The organism is Pseudomonas sp. YJ42, from assembly GCF_047225135.1.
Taxonomy (GTDB): Bacteria; Pseudomonadota; Gammaproteobacteria; order Pseudomonadales; family Pseudomonadaceae; genus Stutzerimonas; species Stutzerimonas stutzeri_E.
This window is the reverse complement of the sequence record NZ_CP178378.1, coordinates 3,403,299-3,423,864: the sequence shown is the minus strand read 5'-3', so window position 1 is coordinate 3,423,864 and position 20,566 is coordinate 3,403,299. Positions and strand designations below refer to the sequence as shown.

19 protein-coding genes are annotated in these 20,566 nt (G+C 62.6%); 9 read left to right on the top strand and 10 right to left on the bottom strand.

Annotated elements, in window-relative coordinates; all coding sequences use genetic code 11:
* Nucleotides 1–24: 24 nt before the first annotated feature.
* From ACL0K2_RS15740 to ACL0K2_RS15715, 6 genes are all read right to left on the bottom strand, one after another.
* Nucleotides 25–357 (bottom strand): MliC family protein, encoded by a 333-nt coding sequence (locus tag ACL0K2_RS15740; protein WP_045163957.1) that lies wholly within the window; start codon nt 355–357, stop codon nt 25–27.
* A gap of 27 nt (nt 358–384) precedes the next feature.
* A complete protein-coding gene (locus ACL0K2_RS15735; protein WP_080890668.1) occupies nt 385–579 on the bottom strand; it encodes a hypothetical protein in 195 nt (64 codons plus the stop codon).
* A gap of 112 nt (nt 580–691) precedes the next feature.
* Nucleotides 692–1,855 carry a phosphoglycerate kinase gene (locus ACL0K2_RS15730; protein ID WP_413042984.1) on the bottom strand — a complete coding sequence of 388 codons (1,164 nt, stop codon included), beginning with the start codon at nt 1,853–1,855 and terminating at the stop codon, nt 692–694.
* Between the two features lie 48 nt (nt 1,856–1,903).
* Nucleotides 1,904–2,950 carry an erythrose-4-phosphate dehydrogenase gene (gene epd / locus ACL0K2_RS15725; RefSeq protein WP_045163959.1) on the bottom strand — a complete coding sequence of 349 codons (1,047 nt, stop codon included), beginning with the start codon at nt 2,948–2,950 and terminating at the stop codon, nt 1,904–1,906.
* Nucleotides 2,951–3,118: 168 nt separating this feature from the next.
* Complete coding sequence (gene tkt / locus ACL0K2_RS15720; protein ID WP_045163960.1) at nt 3,119–5,116, bottom strand: transketolase; 1,998 nt, start codon at nt 5,114–5,116, stop codon at nt 3,119–3,121.
* Nucleotides 5,117–5,238: 122 nt separating this feature from the next.
* Entirely contained in the window at nt 5,239–6,159 is a 921-nt protein-coding gene (locus tag ACL0K2_RS15715; protein ID WP_155397679.1) for a LysR substrate-binding domain-containing protein, read from the bottom strand.
* Between the two features lie 165 nt (nt 6,160–6,324).
* Between ACL0K2_RS15715 and ACL0K2_RS15710 the strand changes: the two genes are divergently transcribed.
* The 6 genes from ACL0K2_RS15710 to ACL0K2_RS15685 all read left to right on the top strand — a co-directional run bounded on the left by ACL0K2_RS15710 (nt 6,325) and on the right by ACL0K2_RS15685 (nt 13,566).
* Nucleotides 6,325–7,221, top strand: a complete 897-nt coding sequence (locus ACL0K2_RS15710; protein WP_045163962.1) for a TauD/TfdA family dioxygenase — start codon at nt 6,325–6,327, stop codon at nt 7,219–7,221.
* On the top strand, nt 7,218–7,820 hold the full coding sequence (locus ACL0K2_RS15705) for a LysE family translocator (RefSeq protein WP_045163963.1): 603 nt from the start codon (nt 7,218–7,220) through the stop codon (nt 7,818–7,820). The genes ACL0K2_RS15710 and ACL0K2_RS15705 overlap by 4 nt, the downstream gene beginning before the upstream one ends.
* Nucleotides 7,821–7,899: 79 nt before the next feature.
* Nucleotides 7,900–8,901, top strand: a complete 1,002-nt coding sequence (locus ACL0K2_RS15700) for an ArsR/SmtB family transcription factor (protein ID WP_045163964.1) — start codon at nt 7,900–7,902, stop codon at nt 8,899–8,901.
* Between the two features lie 14 nt (nt 8,902–8,915).
* Complete coding sequence (gene metK, locus ACL0K2_RS15695) at nt 8,916–10,106, top strand: methionine adenosyltransferase (RefSeq protein ID WP_413042983.1); 1,191 nt, start codon at nt 8,916–8,918, stop codon at nt 10,104–10,106.
* Between the two features lie 262 nt (nt 10,107–10,368).
* Nucleotides 10,369–11,433 (top strand): glycosyltransferase family 4 protein, encoded by a 1,065-nt coding sequence (locus tag ACL0K2_RS15690; protein ID WP_045163966.1) that lies wholly within the window; start codon nt 10,369–10,371, stop codon nt 11,431–11,433.
* A gap of 3 nt (nt 11,434–11,436) precedes the next feature.
* Nucleotides 11,437–13,566, top strand: coding sequence for an amylo-alpha-1,6-glucosidase (locus ACL0K2_RS15685; protein WP_045163967.1), 2,130 nt, complete (start codon nt 11,437–11,439; stop codon nt 13,564–13,566).
* A gap of 32 nt (nt 13,567–13,598) precedes the next feature.
* On the opposite strand, the gene ACL0K2_RS15680 is transcribed toward ACL0K2_RS15685, so the two are convergent.
* Entirely contained in the window at nt 13,599–14,360 is a 762-nt protein-coding gene (locus tag ACL0K2_RS15680; RefSeq protein ID WP_045163968.1) for an ABC transporter permease, read from the bottom strand.
* A complete protein-coding gene (locus ACL0K2_RS15675; protein WP_045163969.1) occupies nt 14,357–15,286 on the bottom strand; it encodes an ABC transporter ATP-binding protein in 930 nt (309 codons plus the stop codon). The genes ACL0K2_RS15680 and ACL0K2_RS15675 overlap by 4 nt, the downstream gene beginning before the upstream one ends.
* Nucleotides 15,287–15,845: 559 nt before the next feature.
* On the opposite strand from ACL0K2_RS15675, the gene ligB reads away from it, so the two are divergent.
* A complete protein-coding gene (ligB, locus tag ACL0K2_RS15670) occupies nt 15,846–17,516 on the top strand; it encodes an NAD-dependent DNA ligase LigB (RefSeq protein ID WP_045163970.1) in 1,671 nt (556 codons plus the stop codon).
* 60 nt (nt 17,517–17,576) lie between these two features.
* On the top strand, nt 17,577–17,957 hold the full coding sequence (locus ACL0K2_RS15665) for a DUF1090 family protein (protein ID WP_045163971.1): 381 nt from the start codon (nt 17,577–17,579) through the stop codon (nt 17,955–17,957).
* A 21-nt stretch (nt 17,958–17,978) separates the two neighbouring features.
* On the opposite strand, the gene ACL0K2_RS15660 is transcribed toward ACL0K2_RS15665, so the two are convergent.
* Complete coding sequence (locus tag ACL0K2_RS15660) at nt 17,979–18,425, bottom strand: c-type cytochrome (RefSeq protein ID WP_045163972.1); 447 nt, start codon at nt 18,423–18,425, stop codon at nt 17,979–17,981.
* 73 nt (nt 18,426–18,498) lie between these two features.
* Nucleotides 18,499–18,933, bottom strand: coding sequence for a hypothetical protein (locus ACL0K2_RS15655; protein WP_045163973.1), 435 nt, complete (start codon nt 18,931–18,933; stop codon nt 18,499–18,501).
* A 319-nt stretch (nt 18,934–19,252) separates the two neighbouring features.
* Here ACL0K2_RS15655 and ACL0K2_RS15650 point away from each other — a divergent pair, with 319 nt between their 5' ends.
* Entirely contained in the window at nt 19,253–20,512 is a 1,260-nt protein-coding gene (locus ACL0K2_RS15650) for a cation:proton antiporter (protein ID WP_413042982.1), read from the top strand.
* The last annotated feature ends 54 nt before the right edge of the window (nt 20,513–20,566 follow it).

Sequence of the window (20,566 nt, the reverse complement as noted above, 5' to 3'; positions counted from 1 at the left end):
CACACCGGTGGCAGCGCATGGGCGTTAAATCGTAATCAGCGAAGCGCTGCAGCCATGAGCCAGCAGCTTGTCGTCGGCGAGCCGATAGACCAGCGCTTCGTTGCCTTTGTCGTGGAAAGCCACAACGCCATCGCTATAGAAAGCACCACGGGTGGCAGGTTCCTTGCGCAGCGTATGAACCTTGTCGCTGTTGCCGATTTTCAGTTCCACCGTCTGCCGATTCTCATCGGCATAGCGCCAGGCGATGTCCTGCTGGCTCTGGCATTTCCAGCGCACGAAAGGCGCATCGGGGCCGGACTGCCAGTGGCCGCAGCCGGCGAGCAGCAGCGCGGCAAACGCAATGAACAGGCCTTTCATCGATTCCTCCTTGGCTGGTTGGACCACTCAAGGGCAGTCCTGGGCATCGGCGGCAGTACCCGCGGTCGGGTCGCCAGTGCTCTGCATCTGCACCCGCTGATCGTTCTGTGCGGTTGGGCTTTCAACTGGCGGTGGATCGAATATTTCACAAGCCGAATCCGGTGCACCGCCGGCGCACCCGGCCAACCCAAGACAGCAAACAGCGATAGCGGCATAACGCATGGTGAGTCTCCATTCCTCGTTCGGACAGAACAGAGACAGCACCGAGCTTCAGGGGTTGCCTTGACCGTTGCGCTTGTTGTGCGGAGCGCCGAAGCGATAACGGCACAAACACTTATTTCTCAGCGCGCTGCTCGAGCACTTCGACGGCCGGGAGGACCTTGCCCTCGACGAACTCGAGGAAGGCGCCACCACCAGTGGAGATATAGGAAATCTGTTCGCCTACACCATATTTGTCGATCGCCGCCAGGGTGTCGCCACCACCGGCGATGGAAAATGCAGGGCTTTCAGCGATGGCCTTGGCCAGCACCTTGGTGCCCTCGCCGAACTGGTCGAACTCGAACACGCCAACCGGGCCGTTCCAGAGGATGGTCTTCGAGGACTTCAGCAGCTCGGCAAAGTTGGCAGCTGTCTGCGGGCCGATATCGAGGATCATGTCGTCGTCCGACACATCAGCAACGGCCTTGACGGTGGCTTCGGCATCGTCGGCAAACGCCTTGGCGACCACCACATCGACCGGCAGCGGCACACTGACCTTGGCCGCGATCGCCTTGGCAGTGTCGACCAGATCGGCTTCGTACAGCGACTTGCCTACCGGCAGACCGGCGGCGGCGAGGAAGGTATTGGCGATGCCACCACCGACGATCAACTGATCGCAAACCGTACTCAGGCTGTTCAGCACATCCAGCTTGGTCGACACCTTGGAGCCCGCGACGATGGCCGCCATCGGCTTGGCCGGGCTTTTCAGCGCCTTGCCCAATGCATCCAGTTCGGCGGCCAGCAGCGGGCCGGCACAGGCAATCTGGGCAAACTTGGCCACGCCGTGGGTCGAACCCTGGGCACGGTGGGCAGTGCCGAAGGCATCCATGACGAAGACATCGCATAGCGCGGCGTATTGCTGCGCCAGCTCGTCGGTGTTCTTTTTCTCACCTTTGTTGAAGCGCACGTTCTCCAACAGCACCACCTCACCGGCTTTCACCTGAACGCCGTCCAGATAGTCCTTGACCAGCGGTACCTCGCGATTCAGTGCCTTGCTCAGGTAGTCGGCGACCGGCTTGAGGCTATCCTCCTCGCTGTAGACGCCCTCTTCCGGACGGCCCAGGTGCGAGCAGACCAGTACCGCCGCGCCCTTTTCCAGCGCCAGTTTGATGGTCGGCAGGGACGCCAGGATCCTTGCGTCACTTTTCACCGCGCCATCCTTCACCGGCACGTTGAGGTCCTCGCGGATCAGCACGCGCTTACCCTTGAGGTCGAGGTCGGTCATCTTCAAAACGGTCATGTGATCTTCCTTAAGTTCAAAACGGCGATGTCTTCAAGCGGTGCGGCTTCAGGTGTGATCGGCGACCCGCAAATAGTGATCGGCCACATCCAGCATACGGTTGGCGAACCCCCATTCATTGTCGAACCAGGCCAGCAGGTTCACCAGTCGCGGGCCGGAAGCGCGCGTCAGGCTGCCATCGACGATCGCCGAATGCGGGTCGTGGTTGAAATCGCAACTGGCATGGGGCAGCTCGGTGTACGCGAGCAAGCCTTTCAACGGCCCGGTTTCAGCCGCTTCCCGCAGGATCCGGTTGATCGTCGAGGCGTCGGTATCGCGGGTCATCTGCAGGGTGATATCCAGGCAGGACACGTTCACCGTCGGTACTCGCACGGCTTTGGCCTGAATCCGCCCCGAGAGTTCCGGCAACAGCCGCTCGATGCCACGAGCGAGGCCGGTCGAGACAGGGATCACCGACTGGAAAGCCGAGCGTGTGCGACGCAGGTCGTCGTGGTGATAGGCGTCGATCACCGGCTGGTCATTCATTGCCGAATGGATAGTGGTGATCGACACGTAGTCGAGTCCGATCGCATCGTTGAGCAGCTTGAGCAGAGGCACGCCGCAATTGGTGGTGCAGGACGCGTTGGAGACCAGCCGCTCGGCGCCGCTCAGCTGCTCATGATTGATGCCCATCACCACGGTGGCGTCGACATCCGCGGCGCCGCTCATGGGCTGCGAGAACAGCACCCGCGGCACACCGGCATCGAGGAAGCGCTGGCCGCCGGCGCGCGTGTTATACGCGCCGGAGCATTCCAGCACGAGGTCCACGCCCAGGCTGCGCCAGTCCACCGCCTCGGGTGTCGACTCGCGCAGCACCTGCACACAGTGACCGTTCAGATGCAGGCAATCGCCCGCCACCGCCACGTCGCCGGGGAAGCGGCCATGGGTAGAGTCGAAACGGGTGAGGTATTCGAGGCTTGCCATATCGGCGAGGTCGTTGAGGGCGACGATTTCGAAATCGAAGGCCGCATTGCGCTCGTAGAACGCACGAAGCACGCAGCGACCAATGCGACCGTAACCGTTCAGGGCAACGCGATAGGGGAGAGTTCGGGACATTCGCGGCTCGTCTTGGGCGAGCTGGAAGCCGGAAGCCGGATGCTGGAAGTGGTTCGTGCCGCCGCCACTCCAGCCTCGAGCCGCCACTTCTCAGCTGCTGTGATCCCTCAAGCCTGAGCCAGGCCGCTTCTACTTCGAGCGTCCAGCGTCAGGCCTTCAGCTTGCTTGTCAGTCTTCCAGCAGTTCTTCTGCAACGCTGAGGATGTTGTCGACGGTGAAGCCGAATTCCTCGAACAGCTGGCCGGCCGGCGCCGATTCACCGTAGGTGGTCATGCCGATGATGCGGCCGTCCAAGCCGACGTACTTGTACCAGTAGTCCGCATGGGCCGCCTCGATAGCAATGCGCGCACCGACTTCCACTGGCAGCACCTGCTGCTTGTAGGCCGCATCCTGGGCGTCGAACACGCTGGTGCAGGGCATCGACACCACCCGCACCTTGCGTCCCTGCGCGGTCAGCTTGTCGTAGGCCTGAACGGCCAGCCCGACTTCCGAACCGGTGGCGATCAGGATCAGTTCCGGCTCGCCCTGGCAGCTCTTCAGGATGTAGCCGCCCTTGACAATGGCCGCTTCGGTCTCGTTGTCCCGGATGTGGTACGGCAGGTTCTGACGCGAGAAGATCAGCGCGCTCGGACCGTCCTTGCGCTCGACCGCATGCTTCCAGGCCACGGCGGATTCGACCGTGTCGGCCGGGCGCCAGGTGTCCAGGTTCGGCGTGGTGCGCAAGCTGGTCAGCTGTTCGATCGGCTGGTGAGTCGGGCCGTCTTCGCCAAGACCGATGGAGTCGTGGGTGAACACGTAGAGCACACGCTGCTTCATTAGCGCCGACATGCGCACGGCGTTGCGCGCGTATTCCATGAACATCAGGAAGGTCGCGCCGTAGGGGATCAGGCCGCCGTGCAGGGCAACGCCGTTCATGATCGCCGCCATGCCGAACTCACGCACGCCGTAGTACATGTAGTTGCCCGAGGCGTCTTCAGCTACTACAGGCTTGCAACCCTTCCACAGCGTCAGGTTGGAGCCGGCCAGGTCCGCCGAGCCGCCAAGCAGTTCCGGCAGCAGTGGGCCGAAGGCATTCAGGCAATTCTGGCTGGCCTTGCGGCTGGCGATGGTTTCGCCCTTCTCAGCCACTTCGCGAATGAATGCCGAGGCCTTCTCGGCGAAATCTTCCGGCAGTTCACCGGCCATGCGCCGTGTGAACTCGCTGGCCAGCGCCGGGAACTCAGCCTGATAGGCGGCGAAACGCTGATTCCACTGGTTCTCCGCTTCGGCGCCCTTCTGCTTGGCGTCCCATTCGGCATAGATCTCGGCGGGGATTTCGAACGGACCATGCTTCCAGCCCAGCGCTTCGCGGGTCAGGGTGATTTCAGCCTCACCGAGAGCAGCGCCGTGGGACTCTTCCTTGCCCTGCTTGTTCGGCGCGCCAAAACCGATGATGGTCTTGCAGCAGATCAGTGTCGGACGGTCGCTCTTGCGGGCCGTTTCGAGCGCCATCTGAATTTCGTCGGCGTCATGACCGTCGACGTTGCGGATCACCTGCCAGCCGTAGGCTTCGAAGCGACGCGGCGTGTCGTCGGTAAACCAGCCATGGACTTCGCCGTCGATGGAGATGCCGTTGTCGTCGTAAAAAGCGATCAGCTTGTTCAAGCCGAGGGTGCCAGCCAGCGAGCAGACCTCGTGCGAGATACCTTCCATCAGGCAGCCGTCGCCCATGAACACGTAGGTGTTGTGGTCGACGATTTCATGGCCGGGGCGGTTGAACTGCGCGGCCATGACCTTTTCCGCCAAGGCGAAGCCCACGGCATTGGCCAGCCCCTGGCCGAGCGGCCCGGTGGTGGTTTCTACGCCGGCGGTGTAGCCGAACTCTGGGTGCCCCGGGGTCTTGCTGTGCAGCTGGCGGAAGTTCTTGAGGTCATCGATGGACAGGTCGTAGCCGGTCAGGTGCAACAGCGAATAAATCAGCATCGACCCGTGGCCATTGGACAGCACGAAGCGGTCGCGGTCGGCCCATTGCGGATTGGTCGGGCTGTGCTTGAGATGGTCGCGCCAGAGTACTTCGGCGATGTCCGCCATGCCCATGGGGGCACCCGGGTGGCCGCTGTTGGCTTTCTGCACGGCATCCATGCTGAGGGCGCGGATGGCATTGGCTCGCTCACGACGGCTGGGCATCGCTGAATCTCCTGCGGGGTAGCTTCTAAAACGAAGGGGGCGGAAAAAGGCGGCCATTTTCCCCTACCGAGGGTGGCGGGGCAATGACTGAATACACGCATGCTCCGTCGCCACCGATCCACTCAGTCGAGCAGGCGTACCCCGTGGTTGCCGACATCCGGCAAATGCTTCAACAAATAGTCCTTCATTCGGGTCAGCGTCACCGGCGTTTCCCCGGTCGCCGGCCACACCAGGTAATAACTGTCGCCGGAGCGCACCGCCTGGTCGAAGGGTAGCGTCAGCGCACCTTTGTGCAGCTCGGCAGCGACCAGCGCCAGATCGCCGATTGAAACGCCGTGCCCCTGCGCCGCGGCGGAGATGCCCAGCTCCAAGGTGTCGAACAGTTTGCCCTGCTGCCAGGCGACGGCGTCGATCAAACCGACCCGCTGCAGCCAACGCCGCCAATCGCGGCAGTCGCGAGAGGGATGGATCAATTCGGCCGCCGCCAGCTGGGCGGCCGTCCAGCGCGTACTGCCAAGCACCTCGGGCGAACACACCGGCACCAGCCACTCATCGAACAGCTTGACTCGATTCCAGTCCGCCGGAAAACCACCATGTCCCAGCAAGATCGCACAGTCGAACGGCTCGTTATGGAAATCGACCGTGTCCAGATCCATCCAGGCGCTGGTGAGCTGCACGCGGTTCTGCGGATGTGTCAGCCGGAAGTCGTCCAACGCGCCGAGCAACCAGCGCATGGTCAGCGTCGAGGGGGCCTTGAGTCTCAGCGCGTCCTGCCGCCGGTTGACCGCGATGCAGGCGTTTTCGAGGGTGCGAAAGCCGACCTTCAGCTCTTGCGCCAGCAACCGCCCGGTATCGGTCAGCGCCAACCGAGAACCGCGCCGTTCGAAAAGCTGACAGCCGAGGTTTTCCTCCAGCGCTTTCACATGCCGACTGACTGCGCTCTGAGTGATGCAGAGGCTCTCGGCCGCCTGGGTGAACGAACCGAAGCGCGCCGCCACCTCGAAGGCACGCAGCGCATACAAAGGAGGCATCCGCAGCGTCATGCCGCCTCTCTCCGGCATGAGTAAAACTCATCGCAGACGGACGTATTTTCCATTTTGCACCCTCTCGAACGCCACCAATACTGCGCCAGCAACCGAGCCCGCAATGCGATGGCATCAACAGATAAGAAGAGGCATCTGCCTCGTATAAATGCAGGGAAGAATGACATGTCCGATCGCAACTTTGACCTACTTTTGTCCGCCAGCATCAGCAACGGAGGTCTGAGCCAGGAGCAGATCGCGCAAATCCTCGACTTCCGGCTGTTCGGCAACTCGAAGGGGTTTCTGCTGTTGGAGAGTACGGACGTCGGCGACATCCCTCCGACTCCCGCCTCGCGCGCCGAGCTCTGCAAGCCGGACGACACCAGCGAACGGCTGCTGCTGCAAGCCACTGCCCTGCTGGGCGAGCCAATCGGCTACGTCCAGGAGTCCGATGGCGCTATCGTCAACAACTTCTTCCCGCAGCAGACACAATCGCGGGCTGCCACCTCGGACAGTTTCGATACCGAGCTCGACCTGCATACCGAAAATGCCTTCCATGCGGTCCAGCCGGACTATCTGCTGCTGCTGTGCCTGCGCCAGGATCCTGCAGCAGAAGCCATCACCTACATCGCTTCGGTCAATCGCATTCTCGAACGGCTGACCTACGAGCAGCAGGCATTCTTCCTCAATGAGCCGTACAACTTTTTTTCCGATTACGGCACCACGGAAAAGAACCAGCGCATCGATATAAACAAGCATCAGACCGTGCTCTACGGGGATCCCGACGCCCCCTTCTTCCGTTTCGACCCGCAGTTCATGGTCGCCTATAGCGATCGCGCCCAACGCTCGCTCGACACCCTGCGCAACCTCGCCTGGGAAGTCGTCGAGCCCGTGCGTATGGGCTGTGGCGACCTGCTGATCATCGATAACCGCCACACCGCGCATGCCCGCAGCCCCTTCACGGCCCGCTTCGATGGCAACGATCGCTGGATGCAGCGCACCTTCGCCAGCTGCAACCTGCGTTTCTACACCGAAAAGCTGGGCAAACAATCGCGCATATTCGAATTGGTGACCGAACTATGAACGCCACCTACCTTGCCTTCGCCGCCGCGGTCGTCTTGCTGATCGCCTCCCCTGGCCCGGTCGTCGCACTGGTTATTGCCGACGCGCGACGCAGCTGGCCGGCCTGGACCATCCTTGGCGGCGTGCTGTCCGCCCAGATCCTGCTGGTCGCAGCGCTGGTGTTGATCTACCTGGCGTTGGATCTGGAACCGGTCATTCTCGAATGGGGCCAAGTGCTCGGTGGCCTTTATCTGATCTGGCTCGGCGCCGACGGGCTGTGCGGCGGCAATGACGAAGAGCCGCAACTGCCACGGTCGCATGTACATTATTTCTGGCGCGCCATGGCGGTCGGGTTGTCGAACCCCAAGGACATCCTGTTCTTCCTGGCCTTCCTGCCGGGCTTCATCCTTCCCGCGCAACCCTTCGCACCCCAGGCGGCAGCGTTGATCACGATCTGGGCCCTGGTCGATGTCTCCATTCTGATCACTTACAGTCTGGCGGCACGCCGTCTGGCCAGCCACGCGCGGCTGCAGCATGTGCTGAATCTACTGCCGAGCTTCTTTCTTCTGGGACTCGGGTTGGTGTCGTGCGGCATGGGTGTAAACAGCCTGGTGAACTGAACCTCCAGCTTGCCCAATATCAAAACTTTTTGATACAGCCATTGCTGGACGAAAAACGACCGACTAGACTGCGCGGCCTATGAGCCTGCGCATTCCCCAGATGTCCTTCGATGACAGCGACCAGCTCGCCGCCCTGTGCAAGGCCGGCGGCGACGCGCTGCGCCTGAACGTACTGCGTGCGCTGGCCAGCGATTCGTTCGGCGTGCTCGAACTGGCACAGATCTTCGCCATCGGCCAATCCGGCGTCAGCCACCATTTGAAGGTGTTGACCCAGGCCGGACTGCTGGCAACACGGCGCGAGGGCAATGCGATCTTCTATCGCCGCACCCTGCCGCAGGGCGAAACCCTGGGCGGCCGACTGCACGCCGCCTTGCTGGAGGAAGTCGATCAACTGGTGTTGCCATTCGACGTCCAGGCACGAATCGCCGCGGTGCATGCCCAACGCAGCGCCGCCAGCGAAGATTTCTTCATACGTATGGCAGGCAGTTTTCAGGCGCGCCAGGACCTGATCGCCGGATTGCCACAGTATCGCGATAGCGTAGTGGCGCTGCTCAATGCGCTGAATTTCGCACCTTCTGCGACAGCGCTCGAGGTCGGCCCGGGCGACGGTAGCTTTCTGCCCGAGCTGGCCCATCGATTCGCCCACGTCGTGGCAGTGGACAACAGTCCGGCAATGCTGGAACTCGCACGCGCTCGCTGCGAGCAGGATGCGCTGGACAACGTCGAGCTGAAACTTGCCGACGCACTGCAGGACGAATGCCCTTCTGCTGATTGCGTCGTTTTGAACATGGTTTTGCATCACCTGGCAGCGCCGGGCGAAGCACTCAAGCAACTGGCACGGCTGGTGAACGTGGGCGGCAGCCTGCTGCTCACCGAGCTGTGCAGCCACAACCAGAGTTGGGCCAGGGAGGCCTGCGGCGATCTATGGTTGGGCTTCGAACAGGACGATCTGGCCCGTTGGGCCGATGCCGCGGGGCTCACGCCCGGCGAGAGCCTCTACATTGGCTTGAAGAACGGTTTTCAGATCCAGGCCCGGTATTTTTCCCGGCCCACCCCTGTCAGCCGACTCACCCACCGGTAATTAGGAACCGATAGATGAGCGAATATTCGATTTTCACCTCCGAGTCCGTGTCCGAAGGGCACCCGGACAAGATCGCCGACCAGATCTCCGATGCGGTGCTGGACGCCATCATCGCCGAGGACAAGCATGCCCGTGTGGCCTGTGAAACCCTGGTCAAGACCGGCGTCGCGATCGTCGCCGGCGAAGTCACTACCAGCGCCTGGGTCGATCTCGAGCAGCTGGTGCGCGACGTCATCATCGACATCGGCTACAACAGCTCGGACGTCGGTTTCGATGGCGCCACCTGCGGCATCATCAACATCATCGGCAAGCAGTCGGTGGACATCGCCCAGGGCGTCGACCGCAGCAAGCCTGAAGACCAGGGTGCCGGCGACCAGGGCTTGATGTTCGGCTACGCCAGCAACGAAACCGACGTGCTGATGCCGGCTCCGATCCGCTTCTCCCACGCCCTGGTCGAGCGCCAGGCCGAGGCGCGCAAGAACGGCTTGCTGCCGTGGCTGCGTCCGGACGCCAAGAGCCAGGTCACCTGCCGCTACGAAGGCGGCAAGGTGGTCGGCATCGACGCCATCGTCCTGTCCACTCAGCACAATCCCGAGGTCAAGCATTCCGACTTGCAGGAAGCGGTGATGGAGCTGATCGTCAAGCATGTGATCCCAGCCGAGCTGCTGCACAAGGACACCCAGTTCCACATCAACCCGACCGGCCAGTTCATCATTGGCGGACCGGTGGGCGACTGCGGCCTGACCGGGCGCAAGATCATCGTCGACACTTACGGCGGCATGGCCCGTCACGGCGGTGGCGCGTTCTCCGGTAAGGACCCGTCCAAGGTCGACCGCTCGGCCGCCTATGCGGGCCGCTACGTGGCGAAGAACATCGTCGCCGCGGGCCTCGCCGAGCGTTGCGAGATCCAGGTGTCGTACGCCATCGGCGTGGCGCAGCCGACGTCGATCTCGATCAATACCTTTGGCACCGGCAAGCTCAGCGACGAGAAGATCGTCGCCCTGGTCCGCGAGCATTTCGATCTGCGCCCCTACGCGATCACCACCATACTCGATCTGCTGCACCCGATGTACAAGGCCACCGCGGCCTACGGCCACTTCGGTCGCGATCCCTATGAAATGACGGTCGGTGGCGACACCTTCACCGCCTTCACCTGGGAAAAGACCGACAAGGCCGACGCCCTGCGCGCCGCTGCCGGGCTGTAAAACCAGACCGCCGGTGCGAGAAAAGCCCCGCCAGCGCGAGCTGAGCGGGGCTTTTTCATTCTGCCACCATCCAAAAATATCGAGCGAGTGCGCCTGGTCTGCGAACTCCTCGCCGGTCCGAGCCCGACGGTTTGCCGACAAGCGGCAGCGAGCGCCGCGCTTGAAAATCATCCGGCAGCCCCTATCCCATAAGCGATCGCATAACAGGAGATGTTTCCGCAGTACCTCTCGCTCTGTTCATCCCTGATCAAGGAGACCACTGATGAAGATTGCGCAGATCGCCCCTCTCTACGAAGCCGTTCCGCCCCGCCTGTATGGTGGTACCGAGCGGGTGGTGGCACACCTGACCGACGCGCTGGTGGACCTCGGCCACCAGGTCACGCTGTTCGCCGCTGCCGATGCCAAAACGACCGCCGACCTGGTTCCTGCACGCCGGCGCGCCCTGCGGCTAGACCCTGCACCGCTCAAATCGGACCTCGCCAGCCACCTACGGCTGATGGACGAGGTTCGCGCACGCGCCGATGAATTCGACGTTCTGCATTTCCATGTGGACCTGCTGCATTTTCCGTTCTTCGAGGACATTGCCGAGCGCACCCTGACCACACTGCATGGCCGCCTTGACCTCGACGATCTGGGCGAGGTGTACCGCCGTTGGCACCGCTATCCACTGGTGTCGATTTCCCACGATCAACGCGCGCCGCTGGCATTCGCCAACTGGTGCGGAACCATTCACCACGGGCTCAACGGTTCGGCTTACCGCTTCCACGCCGAGGCGGACGGCGGATATCTGGCCTTTCTCGGCCGCATCTCGCCGGAAAAGCGCCCCGACCGCGCCATCGCGATCGCCCGTCGGGTCGGCCTGCCACTGAAGATTGCGGCCAAGGTGGACAGCGCCGATCGCAAGTATTTCGAACAGGAAATCCGCCCGTTGCTGGACCATCCACTGGTCGAGTTCGTCGGTGAAATCGGCGATGCAGAAAAGTCCGATTTCCTCGGCAACGCCCGGGCACTGCTCTTTCCCATCGACTGGCCCGAACCGTTCGGGCTGGTGATGATCGAGGCGATGGCCTGCGGAACGCCGGTAATCGCCTGGCGTTGTGGTTCGGTTCCAGAAATCGTCGAGCACGGTGTCAACGGATTCATCGTCGATAGCGAGGAAGCGGCCGCGGTAGCGATCGATCGATTGCCGCAACTGAACAGGGCACATGTGCGCGAGGTGTTTGAGCAGCGCTTCTCGTCTCACGCCATGGCGCGCCGCTACTTGGAGCTGTATTGGAAGCTTCTGGGCGACACCGACCCTCACCAACCTCTGCAGAAGTTGGCATGACCTATGAACACCACTCACGACACTCATCAGGCGTACATGCCCCGTACGCTTTACGTGCTCAAGGATGGCGACAGTTTTATGGTGGCCGACGCCTTCGGTGACGTTCAAGGGACCGACGACGGTCTGTTTCGCAACGACACTCGAGTACTGTCGCGCCTGCAGCTGCGGCTGGCTGGCCAACCCGCGTCGCTGCTGTCGGCCGCGGTCAGCCAGGACAACGTTTACTTCACTGCGCACCTGAGCAACCGCCCACTACGGCCGCTCGGAGATACCAGCACACCGCAAGGAGTGATTCATGTCGAGCGCAAGCGCTTCCTCTGGCAGGGACGCCTGTACGAACGACTCAGCCTAGCCAACTATAGCGACCAACCGACCCTGATTCCGCTCTCGCTAGGGTTCGCGGCGGACTTTCGTGACATGTTCGAAGTACGCGGACAAACCCGCGCTCAACGCGGTGAGCATCACGCTTCTGAACTCGGTGAGCGTCATGTGGCAATGCGTTATGCCGGTCTCGACAATCAACTGCGTTGCAGCGCAATCAGCTTTTCGCTGACGCCGACTCACCTCAGCGATGCCCAGGCTGATTTTCAGGTCGACCTGGACGCAGGCGAGCGCTGGGCTCTTTACCTGGAAATCGGTATCGAGCCCGCCGCGCCGGGGCCGGCGCGCTTTCGCCAGGCAGCGGCTAACGCACGCCGCAGCATGCGCCGACAGCAACAACGAGGCGCGCGCCTGTATGCATCAGGCCGCCTGTTCCAGTCCTGGCTGGACAAGTCGCGGGCTGACGTCGCCTTGCTCACTACCGATTTGCCCACCGGCCCCTATCCCTACGCCGGTATCCCCTGGTTTTCCACGCCATTCGGGCGCGACGCGATCTTCACCGCTTTGCAGACGCTGTGGCTCGATCCGGCACTGGCACGCGGCGTGCTCGCCTACCTGGCCGCGCACCAGGCCAGCGAAACCTCCCGCTTCCGCGACGCAGAGCCCGGCAAGATCATGCACGAGACGCGCAAGGGCGAGATGTCAGCGGTCAATGAGCTGCCGTTCGGTCGTTATTACGGGGGCGTCGATACGACGCCATTGTTCGTGGTGCTGGCGGGCGCCTACGCCCGGCGCAGCGGAGATCGTCAGTTCATCGACTCGATCTGGCCGGCGCTTCGCTCGGCGATCGGCTGGGTGGAACAGAACGCCGCCAATCACCCCGAGGGCTTTCTCGCCTATGCCCGCGGCGAGGCGAGCGGCCTGCTCAATCAGGGCTGGAAAGACAGTCACGATTCGGTATTCCACGCCGATGGTCGGACACCAGACGGCCCCATTGCCCTGGTCGAAGTTCAGGGCTATGCCTTCCGCGCTTATCTGACCATGGCGGAACTGGCCGGCTGGCACGGCGATGCAGACAGCGCCGCTCATTGGCGCCAGCAGGCCGAACGGCTACGCACGGCGGTGGAGCGGCAGTTCTGGCTGGACGATCAGCAGTTCTACGCTCTGGCTATCGACGGCGCCGGAGAGCCGTGTCGGATTCGCACCTCCAACGCCGGCCATCTGCTGTATTGCGGCCTGCCGGAAGCGGTACGCGGTCGAGCTCTGGCGCAGCAGCTGCTGGCAAGCGCCTTCAACTCCGGCTGGGGCATTCGTACCCTGGCGCCGGAAGCCGCACGCTTCAATCCGATGTCCTACCACAATGGGTCGATCTGGCCGCACGATGTCGCGCTGTGCGCCGCTGGGCTCGCGCAGTATGGCGAGCGGGACGGCGTGGTGCGCCTGTTGAGCGGGTTGTTCGAGGCCGCCACCCACTTCGGCATGCGCCTACCGGAACTGTTCTGCGGTTTCAGCCGCAGCCCCGGCGAAGCGCCTACAGCTTATCCGGTGGCCTGTCTGCCGCAAGCCTGGGCGGCCGGCTCGGTGTTCATGCTGTTGCAGGCCTGCCTCGGCCTGGAAGTGGACGGTCGTCGGCAGCGCATCCAAATTCGCCAACCGCGCCTGCCGGCAGGTATCGACCGCTTGCAGTTGCGGCGACTGGCGGTGGGAGAGCAGCTGATCGACCTGACCTTTCAGCGTCTGGACCGGCGCGTGGTGGCCTTCGTCGAAGCCCAGCACGGCCCCCAACCTGTCAGCGTCGACATCTGTCTGTAAACGACACCCCGCCGATGGCGGGGTGCGTGTCGTCAGTTCTTGAGCCGGTAACCCGTGCGGAATATCCACCAGATCAGCACCAGACACAGCGCCAGAAAGCCCATGGTCATACCCAGGCTGACCGCGACATTGACATCCGAGACGCCATAGAAGCTCCAGCGGAACCCGCTGATCAGGTACACCACGGGGTTGAACAACGTGACCTTCTGCCACAGCGGCGGCAGCATTTCGATGGAATAGAAGCTGCCCCCGAGAAAGGCCAGCGGCATGACGATCAGCGACGGCACGATCTGTAGCTTCTCCCAGCCGTCGGCCCAGATGCCGATGATGAAACCGAACAGGCAGAAGGTCACCGCGGTCAGCACCAGGAACAGCACCATCACCAATGGATGGGCTATTTCGTAATCGACGAACAACCTCGCGGTGAGCAGGATCACCAGGCCGAGTATGATCGACTTGGTCGCCGCCGCGCCGACATAGCCGATGACGATCTCCAGGTAAGACACCGGCGCCGACAGCACCTCGTAGATAGTGCCGGAGTAGCGCGGCATGTAGATGCCGAACGAGGCGTTGGAGATGCTCTCGGTCAGCAGCGCCATCATGATCAGACCCGGGATGATGAACGCGCCGTACGGGATGCCATGCATCGCCTCCATGCGCGAGCCGATGGCCGAACCGAACACCACGAAGTACAGCGAAGTGGAAATCACAGGCGTGGCGATGCTCTGCAACAGCGTGCGCCAGGTGCGCGCCAGTTCGAACAGGTAGATGGCGCGGATTGCGTAGAAATTCATGTGCGGCTGCCTTTTACCAGACTGACGAAGATTTCCTCCAGCGAACTCTCACTCGATTGCAGATCCTTGAAATCGATGCCGTGCGCGGCGAGGCGCCTGAGCAAGTCGGCGATGCCGGTATCCTCGTGCTGGGTGTCGAAGGTGAACACCAGTTGGTTGCCCGAATCGACCAGCTCCAGCGGGTAATCGGCCAGCTCGGCCGGTATCTCTGCCAGCGGGCGCTGCAGGTGCAACGTCAGCTGCTTCTTGCCGAGCTTGTGCATCAGCACCTGCTTGTCCTCGACCAGAATGATCTCGCCCTTGCTGATCACCCCGATGCGGTCGGCCATCTCCTCGGCTTCTTCGATGTAGTGAGTGGTGAGGATGATGGTCACGCCGCGCTCACGCAGGCCGCGGACCATCTCCCACATGTCCCGGCGCAACTCGACGTCGACGCCGGCCGTCGGTTCGTCGAGGAACAGAATGCTCGGTTCGTGGGACAGCGCCTTGGCGATCATCACCCGGCGCTTCATCCCACCGGAGAGCTCGATGATCCGCGCGCTCTTCTTGTCCCACAGCGACAGATCGCGCAGCAGTTTTTCTAGATAGGCATCGTCGGGCGCCTTGCCGAACAGCCCGCGGGAAAAGCGCACCGTGGCCCAGACGCTCTCGAAGCCCTCGTTGACCAGCTCCTGAGGCACCAGACCGATCTTCGAACGGGCCTCGCGGTAATCGCCGATGATGTCATAACCGTCCACCAGCACCCGGCCGCCGCCCGGATTGACGATGCCGCAGACGATGCTGATCAGCGTGGTCTTGCCCGCGCCGTTGGGGCCGAGCAAGGCGAAGATTTCACCTTTGCGTATCTGCAGATCAATCGTTTTCAGCGCCGGATGGCCGGACGCATAGGTCTTGCTCAGCTGTTCGATGGAGATCACGGGCTGCACTAATGAATCACTCCGCAAAGATTGGCTGACGATTGTACGACGCAGGTGGTTAGCTCACTAATCGATGCCGTTGATAACGATCATGCCCACTGCCGCATCGTAGGCGCATGCTCGAACTTATGCTGTCGTTAAAAGGAGGGGCACCGCATATACAACGGATCAGACCGGCCTTCGTCACGCAATTTATCGATATTGGCTCAATACGACGGACGTCACCACCGGCCATTGCTCCCGATTCTGGCCGCTGCGCGCGGACATGGTTCACTTCAGCGGCCTGCTCTCCATCGCCGCGATGAGCGCAGTCTCTACCTCGCTATTCGCCCTCGCGCACTGGAGCGCCTGTTCGGCAGACTGGACAAGGCCTATCAGCTGCACGATTGGCCAGGATTTCGGCCCACAGCCAATCGGCGAACGTCGACCACCAGTTGGGATACGGTCTCGCTGGCTACGGCCTGCCTGCCGATGACTTTCATCAGGAACTGTTCAACATGCGTTAGCGCACGGTCACGTGGGGGCACGCTTGGCAAAATGCAGAGCCCCAACGAGCAAGGATGCTCCGATGCGACCCGTCATCACGCTATTGCTGTGTCTCGCCCCTGTCCTGTCCTCGGCGCAATGCCCTGACTGGTCGGCCGAACGCGCCAAATCGGAAAGCCGCGCGCTGCAGCGGCAACTCGCCGAGTGGGACGATGCCTACCACCGTCGAGGCATCACCCTGGTCGACGACGAAGTTTATGACCAGGCCGTCGCACGCCTTCAACAGTGGAATGCCTGCTTTGCGCCGGCCTCCGCCATCACCACCGATCCGCTGGCGACCGCGACGGGCGACGTGCCGCACCCGGTTGTCCAGACCGGGCTGACGAAGCTCGCCGACCGCGCAGCCGTAGCCGCCTGGATGGCCCAACGCGCCGACCTATGGGTCCAGCCGAAGGTCGACGGTGTTGCCGTGACGCTGCACTACCGAAACGGCTCGTTGATTCAGGCCATCAGCCGCGGCAACGGCAGCCGCGGTCAGGACTGGACAGCACGCGCCCGTCAGCTACCGGCCATACCGCCCCGGCTGGCAATCACTGAAGACGTCGTCCTACAGGGTGAACTCTACTGGCGGCTCGACCACCACGTTCAGGCCACGGTCGGCAGCGCCGGCGCACGCGCACAGGCCGCCGGAGCGATGGCGCGCCAGATGCTCGATCAGGGGACCGCCAGACAGATCGGCCTGTTCGTCTGGGATTGGCCTAACGGCCCGTCCAATATGCAGGCTCGCCTGGACGGCCTGACAGCGATGGGCTTCGCGCAAAGCGCCGCGCTGTCCGTACCAATCGAAACGATTACCCACGCCGAGCACTGGCGTGACCACTGGTTCCATCATCCGCTACCGTTCGCTAGCGATGGCATCGTGTTGCGCCAAGGCAGGCGTCCGGACAGCGACGATTGGCAAGCCAGGCCTCCAGACTGGGCTGCTGCCTGGAAATATCCAGTTCGCACGGCGGTCGCCCGTGTACGCCAAGTGCAGTTCAGCATCGGTCGCACGGGCAAGATCACGCCGGTGCTGGAACTGGAGCCGCTACAGCTCGACGACCGACGTATCAGCCGCGTCAGCCTGGGCTCCCTGGCCCGCTGGCAGGCGGCGGATATTCGCCCCGACGATCAGGTCGCGATCGCTCTGGCCGGCCTTACCATCCCCCGGTACGACGGGGTCGTCTGGCGTGCGCAACGGCGCCAGCCGGTCGACGCCCCTGCTTCTGACGCGTACCACGCGCTCAGTTGCTGGCAGGCAAGCCCTGGCTGCGAGCAGCAATTCCTAGCGCGTCTGGTCTGGCTCAGCGGCAAGCAAGGGCTGGACCTGCCGCAGCTCGGTCCAGGCACTTGGCAGACGTTGGTGGAATCCGGTCTGGTAGTGAGTGCGCTCGACTGGCTGCAGCTCGATCAGCATCACCTCCTACCAATCCCAGGCATTGGCGAAGCCAGTGCCAGCCGCCTGGCGGCGAGTTTTCAGTTGGCGCGTGAGCGTCCCTTCAAGGCATGGCTAAAGGCGCTGGGTATCCCTCCCACCGGAGACACTCAGCTTGCCGACGACTGGAATACCCTCGCCACGACCAGCCTGGAGCAATGGCAATCCAGGCCCGGAATCGGCGCGACACGTGCCCGGCAGCTGCGCGCGTTCCTCTCGGCGCCGGAGGTTGTTCATCTCCGGCAACAGCTACACGACGCTGGGATAGTCGGCTTTTGAGGGCACTTCGCTGATTGAGTCCAGTCATATGACGTCGAGAATAAGAAAAAGGATGAAGGCATGGCCGACCGGCGAATTCTCTTCATACTGTTGCTATCAAGCCTTTGCGGCGTCCAGGCAACCTTGGCAGCACCCGAGACCAGCATCGAGTGCAGCCAGGCCCGCGAGCGCATCAGCCAGCAGATCAAGGAGGCGCGCCTGAAGGACGACACCGGCCAGCGCGCTGCATTGGAAGCGCGCCTGCATGGCCTTGCCGAGCGCTGTCGCGGGGTCGTTGCACTGCAACCCAATCACGACGAAATAGAGCGCGCAGCGCGCCTGGCGACGATGCGCGAGGCACAACTACGCGAGGCAATAAGCACCGGCGATGCGCAGGTCATCGAGAACAGCAAGCGCCGCCTGGATCAGGCGCGCCGCGCATTGGAGGCGGCCAAGCGCTGACGGCGGAGCGCGCTACCAAAGTCAGAAGTTGCGGAACTTCTTGTGGCAGGCCTCACAGGTGTCTTCGACTCGCTGGAAGGCGGGCCCGACGCTGCCAGCGGTCACCGGCCCCTGAGCCGTCGCCTCGACCAGCGCGGCGGTGTTTGCCTCCAGCTCGCGAGCCAACTGGTTGAAACGTTCCTGCTGTTGCCAGACATCATCCCGCGCCTCGCTCTGCTCTTCCTTGACCTCCGGGTAGTACTGCCAGGGCTGACGCGATAACTCGTCCAGCTTTGCCGCGCCGCTGACGAACCCCTGGGCGTCGAACGGCAACCGACCGCGCAGCATGCCGCCGAGGTCTTCCTTGGTGTCGAGCATCTGCTGATAGATCGCCTTGCGCTTGCCCAGCGGCGAATTGGGATCGATGCGGTCGCAGCCGACCAGTGCAAGGACGGCGATCAGCGAAACGCACAACGGCATCAGTTTCATGGCACAAACCACTCGGGACTACGATGGCCGGCGATTATCTACCCAGGTGACCGATTCACCAAACGCCTCGGGACTACTGCGACCATTCACCGCCTGCGCTCTCGCAGTCGATCTTGGCCTGAGCGCGATCAGTGGCCTGATAGTGGTAGGTGACGATCCGCGCCTCCTTGGGCACGGTGGTCGGCAGGGTGCCGTTATCCGCCTGGGTGCCGGTGGCGCGCTCATTGGCAAGGGTTTCAGGTGTCAGCGCCGCGGTACATACGCCGAAATGTCCGGCGGGGCAGCTGTCACGGATTTCCCGCTGGGAATTCTTGATGGCCTCGTTGTCCTGACACACCCAATCGATGGAGTTGTCGTCCAGGCCTTTGTACTCGAAGCATTTTTCTGTCACAACCGGCGGCGGAACGGCACCGGAGGTGTCGGCACTGACATAGCAGGAGTTGGCGGCAGCCGGTAGGCTGAACGCGGCGATCAGGACAAGCGGAACGGAACGGAACAAGAGGTTCATGCTGGCAGCTCCTGTGGTTTCGCCCGGCGAGATTCACCAGAGCTTCCCGTTTGACCGTACGTCCACCAGCACGTTCGGATGGATCGCCAAAGACGGGCGGAGGATAGCGGCAACTCTCACGCGCCCGCGGTTCAGGATGCTCGCGCCCAAAGGGCGCTGCCACACATAAGCGCGGGGATAATCTGCCGGCGGCAGGTGCCGCTCCGCCATGCCTGCCTTGCCTCGCCGTACTTGCGGCCGGTCGCAGCGCGCTGCTCGGCACCAACTGCACCGATGCCAGTCCATTGCCTAACCCACCTGCGAAAGGTATCCGGAGTTCATGCTCGAACTGTCAGCCATCTTCATCAGCCTCACGGCGCTGCTCGCCTATGTCAATTACCGTTTCATCGGTCTCCCACCGACCATCGGCGTAATGGCGACCGCGCTGTTATTTTCGGTGCTGCTGCACGGCCAGGCGCTGCTAGGCCTGCCTTCGATCGAGCAGCAGATCGAAACACTGGTCGGGCGTATCGATTTCAATCACTTGCTGATGGATGGCATGCTTTCCTTTCTGCTATTCGCTGGCGCACTGCACATCAACCTGGCCGACCTGCGTGCCCGCCGCTGGGCAATCGGCTTGCTGGCAACCGTCGGCGTGCTGTTCTCGACCGCCGTGATCGGATTCGGCACCTGGTACATCCTCGACCTATTCGAACTGCAGCCGCCATTGATCTACTGTCTGCTGTTCGGTGCGCTGATCTCGCCGACCGATCCTATCGCGGTGCTCGGCATCATGCGCTCAGCGGGCGCACCAAAAGCCTTGGAGACCACCATTGTCGGCGAATCACTGTTCAACGACGGGGTCGCGGTTGTGGTGTTCACCGTGCTCCTGGGTGTGCTGGCACGAGGGGAGGCGCCGGGGGCGGGCGAGGCCGTCTGGCTGTTCTTCGAAGAGGCCGGGGGCGGCATCTTGCTCGGTGCCCTGCTCGGCGCGCTGACCTTCGCCTTACTCAAGAGCATCGATCAATACCAGGTAGAGGTGTTGCTGACCCTCGCGCTGGTGCTTGGTGGATACACCCTGGCGACCCATCTGCACGTCTCCGGCCCGATCGCCATGGTGGTGGCCGGACTGATCATCGGTAACCAGGGCCGCCGCCACGCGATGTCCGACCACACCCGGGAGAATCTGGACAATTTCTGGGAGCTGCTCGACGAGATTCTCAATGCGGTGCTGTTTGTACTGATCGGCATGGAGTTGGTCTTGTTGCCCTTCAGCGCGCAATACCTGCTGATCGCCTTGTGCGTCACGCTGCTGATCCTCGGTACGCGCTTGGCCGCGGTAGGCCCGCCTGCTCTGCTGCTGCGCAGGATGGGTCGTGCGCTACCCAACGGCACCGTTCGCATCCTCACCTGGGGTGGGCTGCGCGGCGGCATTTCGGTGGCGCTGGTCCTGGCGCTGCCCGCCAGCGAAGAGCGCAACCTGCTACTCAACATCACTTATCTGATAGTGCTGTTCTCGATTCTGGTACAGGGGCTGAGCATCGGCCGATTGGTTCGCAATATCTGCATCGGGACAGCAGCGACAGTCGCTGACAGGTAGCACTGCGTCGGGCTTGGGATTGCGCGCGGTCACGGCTATAATCGCCGAGCTTCA